Below are 21,049 nucleotides of genomic sequence, written 5' to 3'. Positions count from 1 at the left end.
CACCTTTTAGTTAGACTGCGGGCGCTTCGCGCACTACGCCCTGCTCCAGCTGATACAGCCAGGCCAAGATCTCGGCGATGGCCTGGTAGAGCTGTGGCGGTATATGCGCATCCAGTTCCACCTGCATCAACAATCCCAGCAAGGCTTGCGATTCATGTACATAGACATTGTGTTCTTTGGCGATGGCGATGATACGCTCGGCCAGCAAGCCGTTGCCTTTAGCCACCACGCGCGGTGCCAGGTCACCTGCTTCGTATGCCAGCGCGATGGCCGACTGGGTCAAAGGCTTATCCGGCTGCATAGTGTTGCCTGTCTGCTTCATGCGTCTCGCTGGTGATCTGCAGTGATTCCAGGTTCAGCCCTACCGACTGCAGATTCACGGCCAGCTCACTGCGCTTGGCCTGCATGCTGTTGAATGCCGCCAACTGCTCAGGTTGCACGCGTATGGAAAAGCGGCCATTCACCATGGTGATACGAACTGAGACTTCGCCCAGCTGCGGGAGTTGCAGTTTCAAATTACTTTGTATTGCATTCAATGCAGGGTCGTCTGCTGACTTGGCGGATGACTCACGTTCATTGATCTCCCACTGCATGGATTGCCCGGGCCACACTTCACCATGCCAGGCCAGCCGCTGCTGTTCCAGTACCTGTAACTGCTGCGCCACCATTTCTGGTGGCATAAAATTGGGTTTGTTCTGCGGTTCCTGCAACAGCTGGTGCCAGGGCCGGCTGCCCAGCGCTGCATCCTTGAGGTGCGATTCATAAAACAGGCCGGAACTGTCCAGCGCATGTTTCAGGTCCTGCGCCAGCACCTGTGGCTTTTGCGGGCTGTGGCTGACCACGCTTTGCGCCTGCAGGGCGTTGGCTTGCTGCTGAAACATGGGTGAATTCAGCCAGCGCTGCAATTGCTGCGCCGGGTTGCTCAGGTCTACCTGGCTGGCGGTCTGGCCTGCCATGGCACCCAATAACTGCGGCAGATTATCCGCCAGGTCTGATTCTGAGGTGGTCAGCGATCCGGCAGTCACCAGGCTGGTGGCTGGCTGCTCGGCGCCTTTAGCCTGGGCCTGTATGCCCCAGCGTACCTGCGGGAGTACGCTTAGGGCGTCTTTACCAGTGGCGGACTGGCCCAGGTATTGCATCTGCAAGGCTTGTTGCTGGGCCAGGTGAGCCGGTAGCTGCATCTGCACCACGGCGGCTTGCTGGTTGGGTAACTGGACCTGGACTTTGAAGTTGGCCAGCTCTGAGCCGCTGACATTGGATTCTTTTTGCAATATCATGCCGGTGAATTGTATCCCCGGGCGCAATCGGCTCCATAACGGCGCTTCTGACTGTGCGCCTTCGACCGGCATGATGGAAGAGACAGCACGCAAGCTCTCTGTTTCGTTTGCCACGAAACGATTAGCGAGAACTTGCGGGATAGGGATCATCTATATGGCATCCGGCGGTATGCGCGCATGTAACTGGGCGTCAAAAATCATATCGGTGATGCGGTGCATGACCGGGTACAGCAGATTACGGATCTCGCCGTCATCGGCCAGTATCTTCTGCACCAGCTTTTGCTTGCGCGTGTGGTCTTCTGCATTCAAGGTTTGCGATTGCAGGCGCAGGTTTTGTTCCAGGGTCTTGATCACCTCTATCTTGAGCATATAAGACTGCTCGAGTTCGGTGACTTTTTCCCAGGCACTTTGGCGGGCAGCGATCAGCATCTGCTCCATGATTTTGGCAGAAGATTCATAGGTATCAATAAGTGCTTTTGACATGATATTAAACTCCGGCAACAGCCAAGCGATTAGTATTTACTGCAGGAATGGACTGCGCCTTTTGCGCCACCAGTGTATTAAACGGGGCACTGGCCGGGGCGGCTTTGCTGGCACCAGCTTTTTCCAGGGCTTCCCAGGCACTTTTCAGTTCCATCAATAACTGCTGGATCTCATTCACTTTTTTCACATCCAGACGCAAGCTGGCCTGCATCAGGGTGCGTGTCATATATTGGTACAGCTCATCCAGGTTGCTGGCGATCTGGCCACCGGCACGTTTGTCCAGGCTGGAGCGCAAGCCATTATCTATGATAGAAACGGCCTTGGTCAGGCACTCACCTTTTTTGATGATATCGCCCTGGCCTATCGCCTGCTGCGCATGGATACAAGCGGTGATCGCACCCTCATACAACATCACGGTCAACTTCAGCGGGCTGGCATCTACCACACCGGTTTCCAAGCCAACATTTGCATAAGCATTAATGCCTGATTGTTTCATTCCAAACATAAAATTCTCCTGATTCCTAATTCTTGATGCTGTTAGCCTTTATTCAATGCAGCAATTTGTTGACTGAGGTAAGAGCTGGTACTTTGCATGCCGGTCAGCAGAGCATCCAGCCTTGCGTATTGCGCCCTGTAGCGTGCTTCTATGGCCGGCAGTTTGGCGCTCAGGTCAGATGATTTCTTGTTCAATGCCTTGATCGAAGTCTGTATACCTTCAGTTTTAACGGTCAGAGACCCGGTGGTATCCAGCCAGCCGCCTATCATGCTGCTGAGTTCGCCGGCCAGACCTTTGTTAAAAGTCACGGTGCCGCGGCTGCCGGTGGCAGAGCCATTGATAGACACCTTGAGGCCCTGGGCCGCATTATCAGCCGCGCCTATCAGGCTGGCGCCACTACCATAAGCGGTTACGCCGTTGATACTGCCGGCCGCATCCTGCGAACTGCTGCCCAGCTGGCTGACGTTAATGGCGTAAGTACCGGTCTGGGTCTTGCTCGAGCTCGCCACATAAGTGACTTGCGGGTCGGAAGTGGTCGCAGATGGCGCGAACAACTTGGCCACATCGCTCAGATTGGTGTTCAACGCGGTGGTTAATTTGGCCGTATCCAGCGTCAGTACGCCATTCTCGCCCGACTTGACACCGATATCACTCAAAGTGCGGAAGGTGGTAGCCGTGGTTGAAGGGCGTGCCAGCATGGATTTCAGCTTGACCATGATGTCGCGTGTCGCAGAATCCCCCAGCAATGGGCCGTTGGAGGTAGAACCACCTTCTACGAACTTGGTCAGGTCACGCAAGCTGGAATTCAGCTTGTTATAGGCATCGACAAAATTCTGCACCGACGCCTGTATGGTGTCAGTATCGGTAGAGATCTCGAGGGTGGCATTGACACTGGTGATGGATTTCAGGTTTAAAGTCACGCCCTGGATCACATCATTCAAGGTATTGCTAGGCTTGCTGATACTCAGGCCATCCACCGTCAGCAGTGCATTCTGTGCACCCACCAGCTGGGTCATGTTCTTGCCTGCACCTACTGTACTCAAAGGGTCATACGCCAGTGCGGATAAACCAGTGCCATCAGTGCTATTGCCATCGGTGTCAGTGACATCGATTTTCAGGCTGTTGACGGCGCCGGTGTCTTTTGAAGTGATCACCAGGCGGTTACCGCTGCCATCATTGACGATAGAAGCCGAGACTGAAGCATTCTTGGCATTGATGGCATCGCGTATGCCGGACAAGGTATTGTTGGTGCTGTCTATGGTGATACTCAGCGCCTGCTTGTCTGCGTTGGCAGTAAAGCTGGCAGGGCTGGCAGTATAGGTACCAAAAGAAATATTCAGCGTGCCGGTGCCTATGATATCGGTCGCACTGGCATAAGCTGAAGTCGCAAGTTTTTGTGAGGTGGCCAGCTGGGTGACAGCGATGCTGTAGCTGCCGTTTGCCGCGGTGCCGTCAGCAGTGGCCGCAAGGCTGCTACTGTCAGTCAACTTGGCAGATTGTGCGGTGAATTTGGCAGCTGTTGCCAGTTTATCAACCGCGGCCTGAAAAGTACTTAAACCGCTTTTCAAAGTGCCATAAGCGGTGAGTTTGGTATTGTATGAGCTGACTTGTGTCTTGATCTGTGTGATGGGCTGTTGCTCAAGCGTCATCAACCCGGTGACTATCGAGTCAATTGCCAGACCGGATGCACCGGTTGTTGATGTAATTGAAGCCATCTTTTAATCTCCAGACACGTTTAAACAGTTGCCCTAGACTGCCTGCCTGATCACCAGACCACGCAACTTATCCAGGGTTTTACTGATCGCTAGTACTTCTTCATTCGGGATCTGGCGCAATACTTTTTGTGTTTCAGTATCCACTACCTTTACCACGATGCGATCAGACTCATCATCAATCGAAAACTCTATGGTTTGCAATGCGGGCGCAACATACTCGTTCAACTTGTTCACCGCGCCTGTCAAAGTTGCCTTATCCAACACATCAGCAGCTTTTTGCTCACCACTTCCAGCATACTTCACCAACTTAAGACTGTTTACAGCAGCCAGTCCGCTTACCGGACGCCCGCCTATTCCATCTATAGATTGACTCATGATTGTGCTCCTTCTGCTTAACCTAAATCCACAGAGAGTGCTCTCTGTGGATCAGGATTCGACTGGTTTAGGGAATTAACCTCTTAACAGTGTCATCACTTGGTTAGGCAGCTGGTTAGCTTGAGCCAACATCGCTGTACCTGCTTGTTGCAGAATCTGTGCACGTGTCATCTTCGCTGTTTCTGAAGCAAAGTCAGCATCCATGATACGAGACTTGGCAGCAGACATGTTCTCAGAAGAGATTTGCAGGTTGCTGATCACAGATTCAAAACGGTTCTGGTAAGCACCCAATGTCGCACGGTTGGTGTTTACTGTATCCAGTGCCGCGTCGATCGCTGTCAGTGCTGCAGAAGCCGCAGAAGCTGTAGACAGTGAACCAGCCATACTTACAGCAGCTACTGAGCTTACGCTGATAGTGTCAGAAGCGTCAGCACCAACCTGGAACTGATAACCCTTACCTAATGCAGCTTCGCCGTTAAACTTGGTGGCGGTGCTCAAACGTGTCAATTCTTCTTTCAGTTGTGAATATTCAGCGTTCAGGTTTGCACGGTCACCAGAGCTGTATGAACCGTTAGCTGCCTGTACAGCCAATTCACGCATACGTTGCAGAGCATCTGTACCTTTAGCCAAACCACCTTCAGCAGTTTGCAGGAAAGAGATCGCGTCGTTAGAGTTACGGATCGCAACATCCATACCGCGCACTTGTGCGTCCATACGTGTTGCAATTGCCAAGCCAGCGGCGTCATCTTTAGAGCTGTTGATACGCAGACCTGAAGACAAACGTTGAATCGATTGATTCATGCTTGATTGTGAAGTGCTCAGGTTACGTTGAGCGTTTAAAGATGCAATGTTTGTGTTAATTACAGCAGCCATGTTATTTCTCCTTGAGAGTCGTATATCCAGTTAAGTGTCAAATCGTCGTATTACTATTACTTCAACGCTGATTCGCTTACTACTTACTAAATCTTGCTAATTCATCGTTGTTGAATATGTTATCGACCGCTTCGGAAATTTCTTTAATGTTGCATTTAAAATTTCTTTTTTACATCTTTACATCGGTCGAGCACTTGTTTCTGTTAACGACGGCTCTCAGGAGTTCTTTAGCCCTTTTAAAAATTTCTGCAGTTTTAGAATCCACCACTTATGAATCCAACCTGCCCTATTCTAAATACAGCCCGCGCAAATCCATTTGCGGAGTTAGCCGTGAATCACCTCTTAATTTATTTAACTAGCGGCTTCAATATCTACCGGTAAAAACAACCTTATATATAGATAAGGATTTAAAGGTACTTTAAGGCGTTTTTCACACAATCGATTTGCTGCCCTGCATTTCATAATTCCTATAGATGTTCAACCGGCCTTTCCGGCTGAGGTGAACAAGGCATATATATAGGAGTGTTGCATGGCATCAGTTTATGTAGGTATGACGGTAGATATTCTGCACCACGGGCATATCAATATCATCGAGCAGGCGAGAAAGTATGGCGATGTGACCATAGGTTTATTGTCCGATGCGGCAGTGGCAGATCACAAACGTCTGCCCTACCTGACATACGACCAGCGTAGATCCATTGTTGAGAACATCCGCGGCGTGGTCAATGTGGTGCCGCAGGAAGAATGGGATTACGCGCCCAACCTGCTCAAATACAAACCTGACATCATGGTGCATGGCGATGACTGGCTGGATGGCCCGCTGTTGCCTTACCGCGAACGCGCGCGTGCCGCCCTGGCTGAATACGGCGGCCACCTGATAGAGATCCCTTACACGCGCGGCATTTCTTCCAATGAGATGCTGGGCCAGATACAGACCCTGGGCACCACCCCGGATATACGCCGCCGCACCCTGAAAAGATTGCTGGCCGCCAAACCTATCTCCAGATTTATTGAAGCGCACAACCCTATCTCTGCCCTGATCGCCGAACATGCGATCGCCCAGCGCAATGGCAAGAACTGCCAGTTCGATGGTTTCTGGTCCAGCTCGCTGACCGATTCCACCGCGCGCGGCAAGCCGGATATTGAAGCGGTAGAGATCAACAGCCGCCTTTCCAATATCAACGATATTTTTGATGTGACCACCAAGCCACTGGTGATGGACGCAGATACCGGCGGCAAACTGGAGCACTTTGAACTGAATGTGCGCAGCATGGAGCGCCTGGGTATCTCCGCCACCATTATTGAAGACAAGATAGGGTTAAAAAAGAACTCGCTGTTTGGTAATGAAGTAGCGCAGTTGCAGGATGACATACAACCGTTCTGCGACAAGATCGCCGCCGGCCGTGCCGCCCGTGTCAGCGATGACTTTATGGTGATCGCCAGGATAGAAAGCCTGATCCTCGACAAAGGCATGGAAGATGCCGTCACCCGTGCCCAGGCTTATGTAGGGGCCGGCGTGGACGGCATCATGATACACAGCCGCCAGAAATCGCCGGATGAAGTGTTCGAGTTTGCCAAGATATTCAAATCCGAGTTCCCGACCACGCCATTGGTATGCGTACCTACCAGCTATTGCACGGTGACCGAAGAAGAACTGGCCGCGCGTGGCTTTAACCTGGTGATCTACGCCAACCATATGATGCGTGCGGCTTACCCGGCCATGCAGCGTACTGCCATCGAGATCCTCAAGAATGGCAGGACCGCAGAAGTCGAATCTGAACTGATGTCCATCAACGATGTACTGTCGCTGATTCCCGGCACTAAATAACAAGGAGCAAGCCTGATGATAGAAGCTGGTGCATTTCTGGAAGCGCTGCAACACGCAGGTGTGCAGTTTTTTACCGGCGTGCCCGATTCCTTACTAAAGGAATTGTGTGCCTGCCTTTCTGACCGCTTGCCCGCGCACAAACATGTGATCGCTGCCAATGAGGGTGGCGCCACCGGCCTGGCCATGGGCCATTACCTGGCGACCGGCAGCCCGGCGCTGGTGTATATGCAGAATTCCGGCCTCGGCAACGTGGTCAACCCTATCGCTTCGCTGGCTGACCCGCAGATCTATGGTATCCCCATGTTGCTGGTCATAGGCTGGCGCGGTGAGATGCAGCCGGATGGCACGCAGATCCATGATGAGCCGCAGCACGTCAAGCAAGGCCAGATCACACTGCAGCAACTTGAAATGATGGGCATCCCGTTCGAGATCTTCCAGACTGACATCAGCTGCGCGCTGACCCAGACCCGCAGACTGCTGGCACTGGCAAAACGCCGTTCCGGCCCGGTGGCGCTGGTGGTGCGCAAACAAAGCTTTGCGCCGTATAAAGCAAAATCAGTGATCAAATCTGGCCATGACAATGAAGCCAGCCTGCCTGGCCGTGAAGACATGCTGAGCAATATCGTGCGCCTGCTGGCCGATGATGTGGCGGTAGTCGCCACCACCGGCATGGCTTCGCGGGAACTGTTTGAGTTCCGCCATGCGCAGAACAGCGGTCACGCCCGCGACTTTTTAACCGTGGGTGGCATGGGCCATGCCTCACAGATCGCGTGTGGTATCGCACTGGCACAACCTGACCGGCAAGTGGTCTGCCTGGATGGTGACGGCGCCATGCTCATGCATATGGGCAGCCTCACCCTTAGCGCACAACAACGCAACCTGGTGCATATCGTGTTTAACAACGGCGCGCATGACTCCGTGGGTGGCCAACCTACGGTTGCCGCACAACTCAATCTATCCGGCATTGCCAAGGCGGCCGGTTATCAGTGGGTGATACGCGTGAGCTCGGGCAGCCAGCTCAATGAATCCCTGCAATACGCCCTCAGCCTGGGCCAGAGCTGCTTTATTGAAGTGCTGTGCCGCCGTGGCGCGCGTGCCGACCTCGGCCGCCCTACCCGCACACCGGCACAAAACAAACAGGACTTTATGCAGTTTCTCGAAGAGGTCGCCTATGCCTGAGCAGTCGCCGACCATACTGGCGCATATCACGCAGCAGAATAGCGCCAAAGCCTTATTCACTGCTGGCCCGGCCAGCTTGCTGCAAGAAAACCTGCTCGGCCTGCGTCCGTGTTTTGGCCGTGGTGACAACGACTATCAGCAAGTGGAACTGACAGTGCTGGATGCCTTAAAAAGCATGAGCGGCCATGCCCAGATCGCACGCCTGCAAGGTTCTGCCAGCCTGGCGCTGGAAATCGCCAGCCTGAATTTTCTGTTTGGCAAAGTACTGGTTATAGATAGCGGTTATTACGCCCAACGGCTGGTGAGTTTTGCCGAAGCGGCACAACGCCTGGGCCATGTCAGGTCAGTGACTGTGGTCAACTGGCTGGAACTGGCCGATATCGCCGACCAGTATGACTGGGTCGTGGCCTGCTATACCGAGACCAGCATAGGCCTGAAACTACCCATGAATGAATTACGCGCGCTGGCCAACCGTGCCGACGCGCAGCTGTTACTCGATGCCACCGCTTCTATAGGTCTGGAAGCTGACCACGACCAGGCCGATGTCATCGCCTATAGCTCGTGCAAAGGCCTGTTCGGACTCACTGGTGCGGCATTTATCGCATTCAACCAGCTACCGGCCAATAGCGTGGATGGCTTTTACCTCAACCTGCATACACATCTGGAGCGGCGCATGACTGGCCCCTACCACGCGATCGCGTCGTTATACGAAGTGTTGCCCAAACATCAGGACTTACGCCAGGCGGTGTTTATCAACAAAGCCGCCATGCTGCAAAGATTTTCTAGCTACGCCACCCACCCCGATAGCCACCAGCCTGCGCTTTGTACCTGGGTAGATGCCCGCATAAGTTCACCAGACCCGCGTGCCGTGCTCTATGCACCACGCGGCATCAGCCGTGGCAGCGTGGTCTGCCACCTGGGCGAAGCCCACCTCGGCTCAGCCGCGCGTGGCGAGATTTTGAACATGCTGGAGGTGCTGGCATGAGTACACAAAAACGCATCATGGTCGATATGTCTGCCACCCTGATCCACCATGGCCATGTGCGCCTGTTAAAACAGGCGAAACAGCTGGGGCACGTAGTGGTCGCCCTGACCACCGATGAAGAGATACGCAGCAAGAAAGGCTACCAGCCCGAGCTCGATTATGCCGCGCGTGCCGAAGTGTTACTGGCCATGCGCGACGTCGATGAAGTGGTACCCAGCCCCTGGTTGCTGGATGAAGCTTTTTTGCAGCAACACAATATAGACCTGCTGGTCCACGGCCACGACAACAGCAACCCGATACCAGCCGAAAAATTACATATACTGCCACGCACCGAAGGCATCAGCAGCACCCAGCTACGTGCGCGCGTGCTGCAGGCCGTCAGTCAAAAAATGGAAGCGAACTCATGAGCAATTTATGGCAACAAATCTGGGAAAAACGTAGCCTGCAACCGCAACACGCAATCACGCTGGAGACCCTGATCTCGCTGGATGGCTTTGATAGCGGCGCCGGCAAGATCAACCTGGCTGACTGGCAGGAATACACGCGCCGTATCAGTGAAAAACTGGGGCTGAAAGCCGGAGACTCGGTGTTTGAAGTCGGTTGCGGCGCTGGCGCTTTCCTGTTTGCGCTGCGCGAGCAAATGGCGCTGCAAGTGGGCGGCCTGGACTATGCGGCCGGCCTGATAGACGCTGCACAGCAGGCCATGCCGGATGGCGAGTTCCTGGTGCAAGGCGCGCAAAGCCTGGCGACAGAACCCGCTTATGACTTTGTCATCGCCAACAGCGTATTCCATTATTTTGATGAAGCGACGGCTGCACAAGTATTGCAAGCCATGTGGAAAAAAGCCAGGCATGGCATCGCCATCCTGGATATCCCGCATGCCGCTACGCGCGACGCCTGCGAACGCGCGCGCCGCGATGCCCTGAGCCAGGCCGAGTATGAAGAAAAGTACAAAGGCCTGCACCACACTTATTTCACCCCTGAATGGTTTGCCCAGCAGTTGCCGCAGTGGCCACAGCAGGCGTTCGAGAGCTGCGTGCCCAACTATGCACAAAGTCAATTCCGTTTCAGTGTGATTTTTTCCAAACATTTGCATGGATAACGACAGATCATGACGACACCTGCACTCAATCACCTGCCCGCCATCACCTTCTTTTATACCGATAACTGCGAACGCCAGGCGCTGGCGCCGGTTGCCGATGAAGCGGCCAGCAGAGGCTTCCCCATACAATGGAGCACCGATTCCAGGCAATATGCCGAGATAGGCGTTTATTGCGAGCACGCGTGCAAGCCGAATGCCGGCTTTTCCATCATATTGCTGCACGACCTGGCGCAGCGCCACGACATCTGGCCGCACTTCTGGCACCACGAGCCATGGAGCGCGTTTGATATGGGCATAGTGCCAGGTGCCGATTGGGTAGACCGCTGGCAGACCCAGGCTGTGTTCGCCAAGGCGCGCCCCAAACTAGGTGTATTCGACCTGGGCTGGCCCAAGGCCGACCTGGTCTACCGCAACCAGGATGAATTCAAGCAGCAAGCCCAGAGCTTGCGCGAACAGCTGGGCCTCAAATACGACCGCTCTATCCTCTACGCACCCTCCTGGGAAAACCATGGCAAGCAGGATGACTTTGTACAGGCGCTCAAAGACCTGCCAGTCAACCTGCTGCTGAAACAAGCGCCATGGTCTGAAAAATACCGCTGGGTGCTGAATAATATAGACGAGATGGACGCCCTGCACCGCGGCTGCGCCGACAATGTCTACGTGATAGATAGAGAAATCAGCATCATGTATTGCCTGGGCCTGGCCGATGTCATGGTGTCTGACGAATCCAGCGTGCTGACAGAAGCCCTGCTGCTGGATGTGCCCGGCGTGGCAGTCATAGACTGGGTCATCCCCGACACCAACCCGCCCAGACCCGCTTGCGTGCCTTATGATTACGTCACTAAAACCACCCGCGCCGGCCTGCGCGACACCGTGCTCGATGTACTTGAGCGCCCGCAGCACTACCAGGCAGAGATCAGCATCAACAAACAGCAGCAGTTCGCCCACCTGGGTGAAAGTGCCAGACTGATAGTCGACAACCTGCTGGCCGCTTTGCAAGGCCAGCCTTTGCCTACCCCTGCCCTGAAACCTCAGGTCGAGATAGACCGCAACACCTATCAACAGGCAGAACAACTGGCCGCGCAAGGTGATATGAAATTATCCACCCAGATCATGCTGGACCTGATCAAAAAAGGCAGCACCTGCTGGGAGCCGTACAACGACCTGGGCACTTTGCTGGTAGGCCAGGGGCAATTGGAAGATGCTGAAATGCTGCTGGAAAAAGCAGTGCATTTCGCGCAGGAAAACCCGGCCATCCCGCTGAGTAACCTGACTGAGGTGTATTGCTTGCAGGAGAAGGCGGATAAAGCGTTGCAGACGCTGGTGAAGCTGAGCCAGCATGTGCCTAATTCGGCGGCTTCTATTCCGCATATACGCAAGTGTATGGAAACGATGTTTTAGTGTTTTGGGTGGCAAGGGTGCTCTGAGCCTGCGAAACGGTTGGCTTATGCAGATGCCCCAACGCGCCCTGCAAGGGAGAATCCAGGCAACGCTAATGCTTAGCTTGGTAAGGATAAATAGTCCCTCGCTACTCCTCGGGCGAGTTACTTTTCTTTGTCTACACAAACTGTGCGGTCTTCGCAGAGTCAGTGACGCACTATCTGTGAAGTTCTAATCGGTATTTCTTTGGATAGTTCTGCACTTCATTTCAGCATTTTATTTCGCCTCTAGGCGAGTTACTTTTCTTTGCTTGCCCAAAGAAAACGTAACCAAAAGAAATGCACCCTAGCTTCCGCTTTTTCCCTGCGTTGCTCGTCAACGTGGGCGTCCAACGAAACTCGCCCTAGCGGCTTGCACACTGCGCAAGCCACCGCGGAACTCGAACAGACGCTGGCCGACCCCTCCCACGCTGACTGCGCTACTCGGCGCGTCAGATAGGGGCCCAAGGTCAACACCACCACGATGGGCTATTTGTGAAACGCCATGTGCAATGGGCGCTTAGCAACTAAGTATTTGTCTTAATTGCGCTAGTCGAGCGGGATGCCATATGAAGAGCCTCACCTCACTAACCGCGTAGTGTCTTTCCGGGTCCCCTATCTGACGCGCCGAGTAGCGCAGGCAAAATAAGAAAAAGGGAGCGACTGTCTGAGCTCCGCAACAAGCCACGTATTGTGTGGCTTGTCAGGGCGAGTTTCGCGACCGCTTATTTTGACGAGCAACGCAGGAAACAAGCGGATGCTAGGGTGCCCTTTCTTTTGGTGCCCTTTCTTTTGGTGCCTTTTCTTTGGGCACGCAAAGAAAAGACACTCGCCGAGGGGCGAAATAAAATGGTGAAATAGAGCGCAGAGCTATACAAAGAAATATCAACTAGCACTATCAAAGATAATGCATAACTCGTTCTGCGCGAGTCCGCCAGTTTGGGCAAGTAACGGAAAGTAACTCGCCAAGTGACGAAAAACAACCTCCCAATCATCCACAGAAATACCTACTAGTACGATACCTGTTCGTTATTTCAGCCAAACTAAGCGCGCACTCTTTAACCTGCTGATCTTCATATCCAGCACCCATAAAAAAATGGCCTGCCATTTTCAACAGCAGGCCCAGCTCACACACACTCTTAATCCATTAAGTAAACAACTGCCTCACCGGCAATGCCGCGCGCGAAAACTCCGCTGTCAAGCCATTCACATGCTGTTCCGGCAGGCCCTGGATCAGGTTCTGCAAGCGGTTGAAGACGCTGATAAACGCCTGCAACTCATGATCCTGGTAGGTATAACCCAGGGTTTCCAGCACTGCCAGTGACAAGCCACCGATATTGGAAGGCGTACTTGCATGCGGTTTGGCGCACCCCCGGATACGGTGCAGGGTCAGGAACAGGCCACGTAGGGCGACGAAAGACACCGGCAATGGGATGGCGAAATCCCACTCCAGGTCAAAGAAATGACCCTGCCCTTGCGCATCAACGACGAAGTTGGTCGGTGTGGCGTCAAAGTATTGTGAAGGCAGCAGATCTGTCTTGCCGGCAAACTCTGGTAGGGTATGCACACCCTGAGTGGTGTTGGCTGCCAGCGCGCTGACCCAGACTTTTGCCCATGCCGAAAGGTCTTCCACACGCCAGTTAGGACGGTTGACCAGCTGGGTCAGCTTGTCCATCCACAACGTGCCGTCGTGATAAGGCGCTAGCTCCCAATCTGCCTGCAACAATTTTGCGGTCTCTGCGGTGCTGCGGGTGCGTGTAGTCACCGCCTGGTCAGCGTGCACGAATTGGGTTTCTTTGCTGAACACTGCCTGGCGCTGGCAGCCATAATGCGCGGCCAGTACGTCGGGGTGCTGTTTCGCAGCCTGTTTTTCTGGATAAGCCACAAACATGAAGGAGTTGGCCATATCTTCTACCAGGTTGTTACGCGCCAGCACTTTCCAGGCATTTTCCAGCGAGAAGGTAGGATGTCTGGGTGATTGTCTGTCATGCACGACTGAACCCGCGGCCAGGGCACCGATATCCCAGCCGGCGGCCTTGTGCGCGGTGTTAAAGCCTTCCGGGTAGATGACGGTGACCGGTGTTTTGTAATCCGGTAATGGCACATATAGCTCGGTGGTTTCAAAACCGACGCTGCGGATCAGCGCATCCAGCTCTACGCGGCCGAAAGTGATAGGGCTGGTAGTGCTGTAGGAATCGTTGATGCCATACATGGCCTGGCCCATATGGTCTTCAGGTGCGCCGTTGAAATATTTCAGGCCCAGCTGGTTCTCTATCGCCACGATCAGCATGCCGTCCTCTTTCAGGAAAGCCTTGGCTTTTTGCAGCAGGGTGCGCAATGGATCGGCTTCCTTGACATACACTTGCGCGTATTCGAGCACGCCTATCAAAGTGACGACATCGAATTTCTCATCTGTCTCATACGACTGGATCAGGTCGCAGAAGACGTTGACATTCGGTAATTCGGCGCAGCGCTGGCCTATGATGCGGGCACGGTTAGGGCTGCCTTCAACGACAACCACCTCGCCGCCCAGCTCACCGAGAAAACGCGTGATGGCACCGCAACCGGCGCCCAGTTCGAGTACCTTGCCGCCGGCGATCTTGTCGGCGAAAGGACGCAACAGGTTGGCACGTTGCGAAGTCAGGTGGTAGTAGCTGGGCCAGTCTGTGGCTTTGGCAGCCAGCTCATCGGAAAACACGCTTTTGTCGCGTGCCTGGCGGATGATGTCATACAGGCGCTGCTCGGCATTGCCGGCATCCTGGTAGCCGAACGCTTCTACCTGCGCGCGCTGGTAGAAATTATCCTGCGCGCGGTAGATATAACCACCTACCCTGGCTGGTTTCTGGCTGGCAGCGACGGCCGGGGCGGCGACCACTGGGGCCGCCTGGGCATAAAATTCCTGGCAGGCCTGGCTCAATTGCTCTATCGCCGTTTCGGACAAGCCATGCTGTCTGGCGAAAGCGATGACTTCAGTCACTTCTTTCTGGTCTGTGGTCTGCATCAGGGCATGCACATAAGCGGTCCAGTAATCCTGCGTCTGCGGGGCCAGGATCACAGCCTGCTCCAGCAATGGCAGCGCGGTCTTTGCCGATTCCTGCAAGGCGATCAGCCCCAGGCCGTAATAAGCCACATCATGTTTGGGCTCTATAGCGAGTATCTCCTGGTATAAGGCAGCAGCTGCGTTCAACTCGCCTTTTTCCTGGTGTTGTATCGCCAGTTGCAACACTTCTTCAACTGATTGCTCCAGTGTCTGCTGGCTTACAGCTTGTGCGGCGCTAGCTGTTTCTGCAGGTGCGGGTTTTGTCGCTAAAGTTTCCATGGTGGGTCCTTTTGAGGTGATTTTTTTGCTGCCGGTCATAGGTTTGTTTCCGGTGAGTTGCGCGGCAGGTGACGCCAGTGCGTCGCTGTCTTCTGCCAGCAATTGCATGTTAAAAGAGTGTGCCGGCTGGTTCTGGCACCAGCGTCGCCACATCACACGTAATGCATCAGCCAGCGTGGCTGACAATTTGGCAGGCTGTGACAATAATGACTGTTGCAAGCGGTCACGCATGCCGGTACGAACTTGTGCCAGTGTGGCAAGGTCAGCACACAAGGCCGCCCCCTGCTCTACCCAGGCTTGCGCATCACCAGCGACCCAGTCATGGAGGCCTGCATGTTGCATCAGGGCCATGGCACCCCGGCTGCTCAGACGGTCACCGCTCAGGCAAAGTGTAGGTACCCCCATCCACAAGGCATGCGCGGTAGTCGTCACGCCGCTGGAAGGAAAAGTATCCAGGCAGATATCCACCTGCTGGTATTGCTGCAAATAGTCAGGCAGGCTGCTACGCGCAACAAATGTCAGCCTTTCAGCAGTAATGCCTGCCTGCGCGAACCAGCTGTACAGATGGCTGTGATCATCCGCGGCGGCCATGCCACCCAGTAGCATGCGGCTATCGGGTACTGCCTGCATGAGTTGCGCCCATAATGCCACTGTCTGCTGCGTGATCTTGTTCGGCCGGTTAAAGCAGCCAAAAGTGATATATCCATTGCGCAATGCGGGCAGTTCTGCCACATCAGGCATGCTGGCGTCTGGCATAAATGGCGCATTCAGCGGCAGTTGCACCAGTTTTTCGGTGAACTGGGCATCAAACTCACCGGCTGGCGTCAAAGCGTCATCGCTCAGGTAATAATCCATGGCGCTGAGGCCGGTAGTGTTCATATAGCCCAGCCAGCTGATCTGTACTGGCGCAGGTTTTCTGGCGAATGTCAGCAGGCGGTTACCTGCGGTATGGCCGGAGAGATCGATCAGGATATCGATCGCATCGTGGCGTATGCTTTCAGCCAGCGCCTCATCTGTCAGTGCCGCCACGTCTTTCCAGCTGGCAAAGTACTGGCGCAGTTGGGTGCTGACTTCGTCGCTGAGCGCATGGTTGTAATAGGCATGCAATTCAAGTTGCTGATCGCTCGCCAGGCCCAGCAGCAATGGCTTGAGAAAGTGCGGGACAGAGTGCGCGCGCAGATCCGCAGACACAAAGCCTATCTTGAGCGGCCGCTCCAGGTCACGGTCATTGCCATGTGGCTGCCAGTGCGCGGTTAACGGTGCCTCATATAATGCGGCATAGGCCTGGTGCGCTTGCAACAAGTCCGCTGCTGCAATGTTTTGCGCGTGGCTCATGCAAAACAGCAGGTTGCTGAAACAACCGGCATCGCCAGGTTGCAATGCCAGTGCCTGCTTAAAGTGGCTGATGGCTTTATCCACTGCGCCCAGGTCCTTGAGCACTATGCCCAGGTTGTTGTAGGCGGCGGCATAATCCGGTTTCAGTGCAATCGCCTGCTCAAAAGCCAGCGCGGCAGCACTCAACTCACCCTGGGCTTTCAGCACCAGGCCGTAATAGCAATGCTCGACCGGGTCTTGCGCATTGAGTGCCAGCGCACGGCTGGCCGGCTCGCGGGCGTCCTGTTTCAGCAGCATGCGCACGTCACTCAGCATCTTCCAACCAGTCAACCAGTCCGGGTGCTGTTGCAACAACGCATCCAGGCGTTGCTGCATTTCGGCGTATTGTGCCTGCTCGAACAGCGCCAGCAAGGCGGTCTCTTCTGCTTGCAGCGGTGATACGGCGCTGGTTTGTTCGGCCACACCCCATGACGCCAGCAAAGTGTTCACGGCTGCGGTGTGCAGGCCAGTTTGCAATGCCTGCGCCAACACGCGCTCGAAAGCAGGGTCAGCGCTGGTGTGCAAGGCGTGCAGGTAATTGCGCAGCAATTGCCATTGCTCAGGTGCCAGCGCATAAGCCTGCTCAAATAATGCGATCGCTGGCGCGTATTGTTGTTCTTCCCAGGCGATCAGGCCCAGGTTATGTAGTGACAAGGCATGCTGCGGGTGTATGCGCAGGATCTCCTGGTACAACTCGCGGGCTGACTGATACTGCCCTTGCTGTTGCTGCTCTGCCGCCAGGTCAAATACCTCTGCGATAGAGTCTTGCAGCGCTGCAGAAGGGACAGCTGGTGCGGTTTCCCACTTTTGCGCGTATTGCAGGTATTTATCACGCCAGCGCTGGGTGCCAAACGCCCCGCCGCTCTGGTGTGTCATACGCAGCGGCCACACGCCGAGTTGCAATCCGGCAGCCGTGGCAGTACGGCAAAAATCCAGGTCATAAAAATGGAAGTCAAACTGGGGGTCGAAACGCACCTGTGTTTGCAGCAGGCGTTTTTTGTAAGCCGCCAGAAACACGCCGTCCATCAATTGCGTAGCGCCTGACGCTGCGCCATAGGCTGAGGCCGGGCCGAAGGCATGCTGCCCGTGGCTGACTGCGCCACGCAGGTAAGCAGTGTCATCCCAGGTGAATTGCGTATCGACAAAGCACCAGCCGGTCTGGCCGGGCTGGATACGCGCGTTACCGGCGACACCGATCACGTCATACTGCTGCAAGCCGTCAGCCATGGTTTGCACAAAGGCGTTTTCGTCTATCCACACATCATCATGGATAAATACCAGCAAGGCATCATCGGGGGCAGCAGCGATGGCGTCATTAAAGATCTCGGACAGGCCACGCGTGTTTTCATAAGCGATGCGTGCTACCAGACGTGCGTCCTGACGCATATGGCGTTTTAAGGATCTGCCCAGGGCGGCATCGCGCCAGAAGGCTGATTCTGTCATGCGGGTGGCGCTGACTATCCAGACCGGTTGCTCACCGCTGAATTGCGCCTGCACCGGTGCTTGCGCCAGCAGCTGATGCTGAGCCAGGCTGGAGCTGGCCTGTTGCCACAGGCTGAATAACAGGGCCTCAAAATCCTGGGCGAAGCGTGCAGCATCCATCAACGGTGACTGCAAGACTTGCGCGCGCAAGCCTGCGCGTGTGGCAGCCAAAGCTGGCAAGTCACTGGCGAAGTCTATGGCTTTTTCCACATACTGGTCAGCACTGTCTGCCACCCAATCAGCCAGGCCGGCGCAAGTCATCATGCTCGCGCCCTGGCGGCCTATCAGGGTATCGCCCAGCAATGTCAGCGTAGGCACGCCCATCCATAATGCTTCGCAGGTGGTGGTGCCGCCACTGAAAGGAAAGCTATCCAGTATCATATCCACCTGATGATGGCTGTTCAGGTAAGCCTCACGTGTCACCATGCCGAGCAAGTCACAACGCTCGGCGCTGATACCTACCCTGGCCAGTCTGGCCACGGTTTCTGCCCTGGCGGCTTCGTCGTTGAATGCCTTGCACTGCCAGCGTAACCTGGCTGCCGGCTGCGCGGCAAAAATACGTCCCCACAGCGTTAACACCTGGTCGGTCACCTTGGTGTAATTCTGGTAGCAGCCAAAAGTGACCAGTCCGGATTCTGCAGCCGGCAAGGCATTGACGGCGATCTCGAATGGCGGTGGTGTGAAACATAACCTGGTGTGCGGCAGATAGGCGATCTGCTCGGTAAAGCGTTGTGCCACCTGCGCATTGACGCTGACCGGGTCAGCGATCACATGATCCATGACCGGCAGGCCAGTGGTGCTCCAGTAGCCTAGCCAGGCTGCCTGCACAGGTGCCGGTTTCCAGGCGAACACCGGCAGGCGTGTGCCACCGGTCAGGCCAGACAGATCCAGCAGCACATGAATGCCGTCGTTGTGTATCAGGCGCGCAGCCTGCTCATCGGTCAGGCCGGCCAGCGAGCGCCATTCGTTGCAGTGGCCTTTTAATTCGTGTGTGAGTACATCTTCGCGGCCATCGGTGGAATAGCCATACACCTCCAGTTGGCCGGGGTTGAAATGCTTTACCCAGTTTTCAATAAAATATCCCACCGGGTGGCGTCTCAGGTCTGCCGAGACTATGCCTACGCGCAGACGCTGGTCGTCCTGATGCAGGTTCCATGACTGAAACGGTGTCACATCTTGCATCATCAACTGGCCCAGTCTGGCCACATAGCTGCTATGTTGTGCTTCTGTCAGATGATTGACATAGCTGTCCGAAAACAACAGGTTACGCAAGGCCATCACATGGCCGGGGTCTTGTGCCAGCACTTTTTCCAGCAATTCTATCGCCAGTTCAGCCTGCCCCAGATCGAGGTAGATACTGCTCAGGTTGATATAGGCTGACAGGTGGTCAGGCTTGAGCGAGATGGCTTTTTCCAGGCTGGCGATCGCTTCAGGATAGCGGCCCAGCAGACGTAGACTGATGCTGTAATTGCTGAGGATCACTTCTGAGTCAGGCAGTAACTCCAGGGCTTTTTCAAAGTTGAGGCAGGCTTTGTCAAACGCAGAGCGCGCATTATCAATCAGTCCGAGATTGCCATAGATATAGGGGTTGCCGGGGTCCTGCTCGAGGGCTTTCTTGCAATAGCGCTCGGCCTCGGCATACAGGTTCTGGTCCAGCAACTCGGCGGCCACATTATTCAGCTGCTCGGCGTTAAAGTCCTGCAACTGCATGACCTGGTCCACGTAGTGCTGATACTCGCGTGTGCGTTGCGTCACCCGGTACAACTTGGCCAGGTGCTTGAGTATGGAGAGCTCTTGCGGCTTAACGGCGTAGCCGGCCAGTAACCATTGTTCGGCTTCTTCAAAATTGGCTTTTTTCAGGTACAGCGCGCCCAGGTGGCTATAGGCTTCTACGTAGTCGGGCTGGTGGGCGATCGCCGTTTCATAGGCCTGTATCGCCTCACTTTCATTACCCAACAGCTCGAGCGCGACTGCCATATTAAAAAAGATGATGGCATTACCAGGCTCTATAGCCGCTGCTTCGCGATAATACTGTATCGCTTCCAGCGGCTTGTCTGCTTCATGCAGCAAGGTCGCCAGTTCAAAATTGACGCGGCCATCTTGCTGGTGGAGATTAAGGCCACGACGCAATAATTTTTCCGCCTCTTTGAGCTGGCCGGTTTTTTTCAACACACTGGCCCAGTTGGCATAGGCACGGCTGAACGCCGGGCTGAGTTTGAGGGTGTGGCGGTAATGCCTGATCGCTGGGGCATGCTGCTGCAATTGCGCATGCACATTGGCCAGGTTATAAAACACCTCGGCGTCTTTTTTCAGCAGCCTGGCCGCCTGGCTAAAAGCGTCTACCGCTGCTGTGAGCTGATCCTGTTGCTGGTAAAGGCTGCCTAATAATTTCCAGGCCAGGCCTTCATCGGGAAAGTCGGTGGTGATCTTCTGCGCCAGTGTCAGGCACTTGGTCCAGTCAGCCTGTTTCCAGGCTTCAACCAGCTGTTGCATCCAATAGCTACAATCCCTTTGCGGGAAAGGAGCGGACGGCAAGACATCGGACGACTGACGCATAAAAGAAATTCCAAAAAATTTCTCTTATTATTGTGAATTTGTGGCGTGATGGATTGCAGAAAAAAAGCGGGAAAAACCAGTCAACTTAGCTGTTTCAAACTGGCGTTAATGGCCGATATGCCCTGCCAGCCCTTGCCTGGCCTTAAAACCAGGCAAAACTGCGGGTTTGCGGGATTTTTGCTGTCACTACGAAGTGATTAAAGTTTGCCTGCGATCCGCCGTAAACAAGCGTTTGCAAAAACCTGACCGACTGTTGCGGAGAGAGTGAGACTAAGGCTGCTTAAGCCACATACTCCTGTAGCGCAGGACTATCAGGCTCCCAGCGCACCAGGTCATATAAGGCGCATTGCAGGTAAGCGCATAATTTATTCAGGTGATCCGTGCTCGCGTTATAGGTCTGATCTTTGAGCATACGGTGCAAGGTCATGCGGCTGATACCGCTGGCATCGGCGATTTCGGTGATGGTGATGGTTCTACCCCACGCCAATTGTTTTTTAAGGATGACTGATTTTAATTCAACGTAAATCACAACTACTTTCCACTCACTTTAATACCTGGAACGTTCCCGATAGTCTTAACATAGAATA

Annotated in this window: 15 protein-coding genes; 6 read left to right on the top strand and 9 right to left on the bottom strand. The window is 54.6% G+C overall.

Annotated features, from left to right (window positions below):
• Positions 1-10 precede the first annotated feature (10 nt).
• The 7 genes from ACFQ1Z_RS02140 to ACFQ1Z_RS02110 form a co-directional block, all read right to left on the bottom strand.
• Positions 11-301 carry an EscU/YscU/HrcU family type III secretion system export apparatus switch protein gene (locus tag ACFQ1Z_RS02140; protein WP_379055170.1) on the bottom strand — a complete coding sequence of 97 codons (291 nt, stop codon included), beginning with the start codon at positions 299-301 and terminating at the stop codon, positions 11-13.
• Positions 288-1,391 (bottom strand): flagellar hook-length control protein FliK, encoded by a 1,104-nt coding sequence (gene fliK, locus ACFQ1Z_RS02135; protein WP_379055168.1) that lies wholly within the window; start codon positions 1,389-1,391, stop codon positions 288-290. The genes ACFQ1Z_RS02140 and fliK overlap by 14 nt, the downstream gene beginning before the upstream one ends.
• Positions 1,392-1,427: 36 nt before the next feature.
• Complete coding sequence (locus tag ACFQ1Z_RS02130; protein WP_379055166.1) at positions 1,428-1,760, bottom strand: flagellar protein FliT; 333 nt, start codon at positions 1,758-1,760, stop codon at positions 1,428-1,430.
• A 4-nt stretch (positions 1,761-1,764) separates the two neighbouring features.
• Complete coding sequence (fliS, locus tag ACFQ1Z_RS02125) at positions 1,765-2,265, bottom strand: flagellar export chaperone FliS (protein WP_379055164.1); 501 nt, start codon at positions 2,263-2,265, stop codon at positions 1,765-1,767.
• 32 nt (positions 2,266-2,297) lie between these two features.
• Complete coding sequence (fliD, locus tag ACFQ1Z_RS02120; protein ID WP_379055162.1) at positions 2,298-3,971, bottom strand: flagellar filament capping protein FliD; 1,674 nt, start codon at positions 3,969-3,971, stop codon at positions 2,298-2,300.
• Between the two features lie 33 nt (positions 3,972-4,004).
• Positions 4,005-4,346 carry a flagellar protein FlaG gene (locus ACFQ1Z_RS02115; RefSeq protein ID WP_379055160.1) on the bottom strand — a complete coding sequence of 114 codons (342 nt, stop codon included), beginning with the start codon at positions 4,344-4,346 and terminating at the stop codon, positions 4,005-4,007.
• Between the two features lie 75 nt (positions 4,347-4,421).
• Complete coding sequence (locus tag ACFQ1Z_RS02110; protein WP_379055158.1) at positions 4,422-5,219, bottom strand: flagellin N-terminal helical domain-containing protein; 798 nt, start codon at positions 5,217-5,219, stop codon at positions 4,422-4,424.
• Positions 5,220-5,748: 529 nt separating this feature from the next.
• Here ACFQ1Z_RS02110 and aepX point away from each other — a divergent pair.
• Genes aepX through ACFQ1Z_RS02080 form a run of 6 tightly spaced genes read left to right on the top strand, consistent with a single transcriptional unit; the run spans position 5,749 to position 11,714 of the window.
• A complete protein-coding gene (gene aepX / locus ACFQ1Z_RS02105) occupies positions 5,749-7,047 on the top strand; it encodes a phosphoenolpyruvate mutase (RefSeq protein ID WP_379055156.1) in 1,299 nt (432 codons plus the stop codon).
• Positions 7,048-7,062: 15 nt separating this feature from the next.
• Complete coding sequence (gene aepY / locus ACFQ1Z_RS02100; RefSeq protein ID WP_379055154.1) at positions 7,063-8,226, top strand: phosphonopyruvate decarboxylase; 1,164 nt, start codon at positions 7,063-7,065, stop codon at positions 8,224-8,226.
• Complete coding sequence (locus tag ACFQ1Z_RS02095; RefSeq protein WP_379055152.1) at positions 8,219-9,211, top strand: hypothetical protein; 993 nt, start codon at positions 8,219-8,221, stop codon at positions 9,209-9,211. Before aepY ends, ACFQ1Z_RS02095 begins: the two co-directional genes overlap by 8 nt.
• Positions 9,208-9,618 carry an adenylyltransferase/cytidyltransferase family protein gene (locus ACFQ1Z_RS02090; protein ID WP_379055150.1) on the top strand — a complete coding sequence of 137 codons (411 nt, stop codon included), beginning with the start codon at positions 9,208-9,210 and terminating at the stop codon, positions 9,616-9,618. Before ACFQ1Z_RS02095 ends, ACFQ1Z_RS02090 begins: the two co-directional genes overlap by 4 nt.
• Entirely contained in the window at positions 9,615-10,313 is a 699-nt protein-coding gene (locus ACFQ1Z_RS02085) for a class I SAM-dependent methyltransferase (RefSeq protein ID WP_379055148.1), read from the top strand. The genes ACFQ1Z_RS02090 and ACFQ1Z_RS02085 overlap by 4 nt, the downstream gene beginning before the upstream one ends.
• A gap of 9 nt (positions 10,314-10,322) precedes the next feature.
• Positions 10,323-11,714 carry a CDP-glycerol glycerophosphotransferase family protein gene (locus tag ACFQ1Z_RS02080; RefSeq protein WP_379055146.1) on the top strand — a complete coding sequence of 464 codons (1,392 nt, stop codon included), beginning with the start codon at positions 10,323-10,325 and terminating at the stop codon, positions 11,712-11,714.
• Between the two features lie 1,164 nt (positions 11,715-12,878).
• Here the strand turns inward: ACFQ1Z_RS02080 and ACFQ1Z_RS02075 are convergent.
• Positions 12,879-20,399: an O-linked N-acetylglucosamine transferase family protein gene (locus ACFQ1Z_RS02075; RefSeq protein WP_379055144.1), complete on the bottom strand. Its 7,521-nt coding sequence runs from the start codon at positions 20,397-20,399 to the stop codon at positions 12,879-12,881.
• Between the two features lie 343 nt (positions 20,400-20,742).
• The gene (locus tag ACFQ1Z_RS02070) at positions 20,743-20,991 is read right to left on the bottom strand and encodes a helix-turn-helix domain-containing protein (protein WP_379055142.1); all 249 of its coding nucleotides are present in this window, start codon (positions 20,989-20,991) and stop codon (positions 20,743-20,745) included.
• Positions 20,992-21,049 lie beyond the last annotated feature (58 nt).

Source organism: Methylophilus luteus (assembly GCF_042676265.1).
Taxonomy (GTDB): domain Bacteria; phylum Pseudomonadota; class Gammaproteobacteria; order Burkholderiales; family Methylophilaceae; genus Methylophilus; species Methylophilus luteus.
Note: the sequence above shows the minus strand (reverse complement) of the source record. Positions and strands in the feature narration are given on the sequence as shown.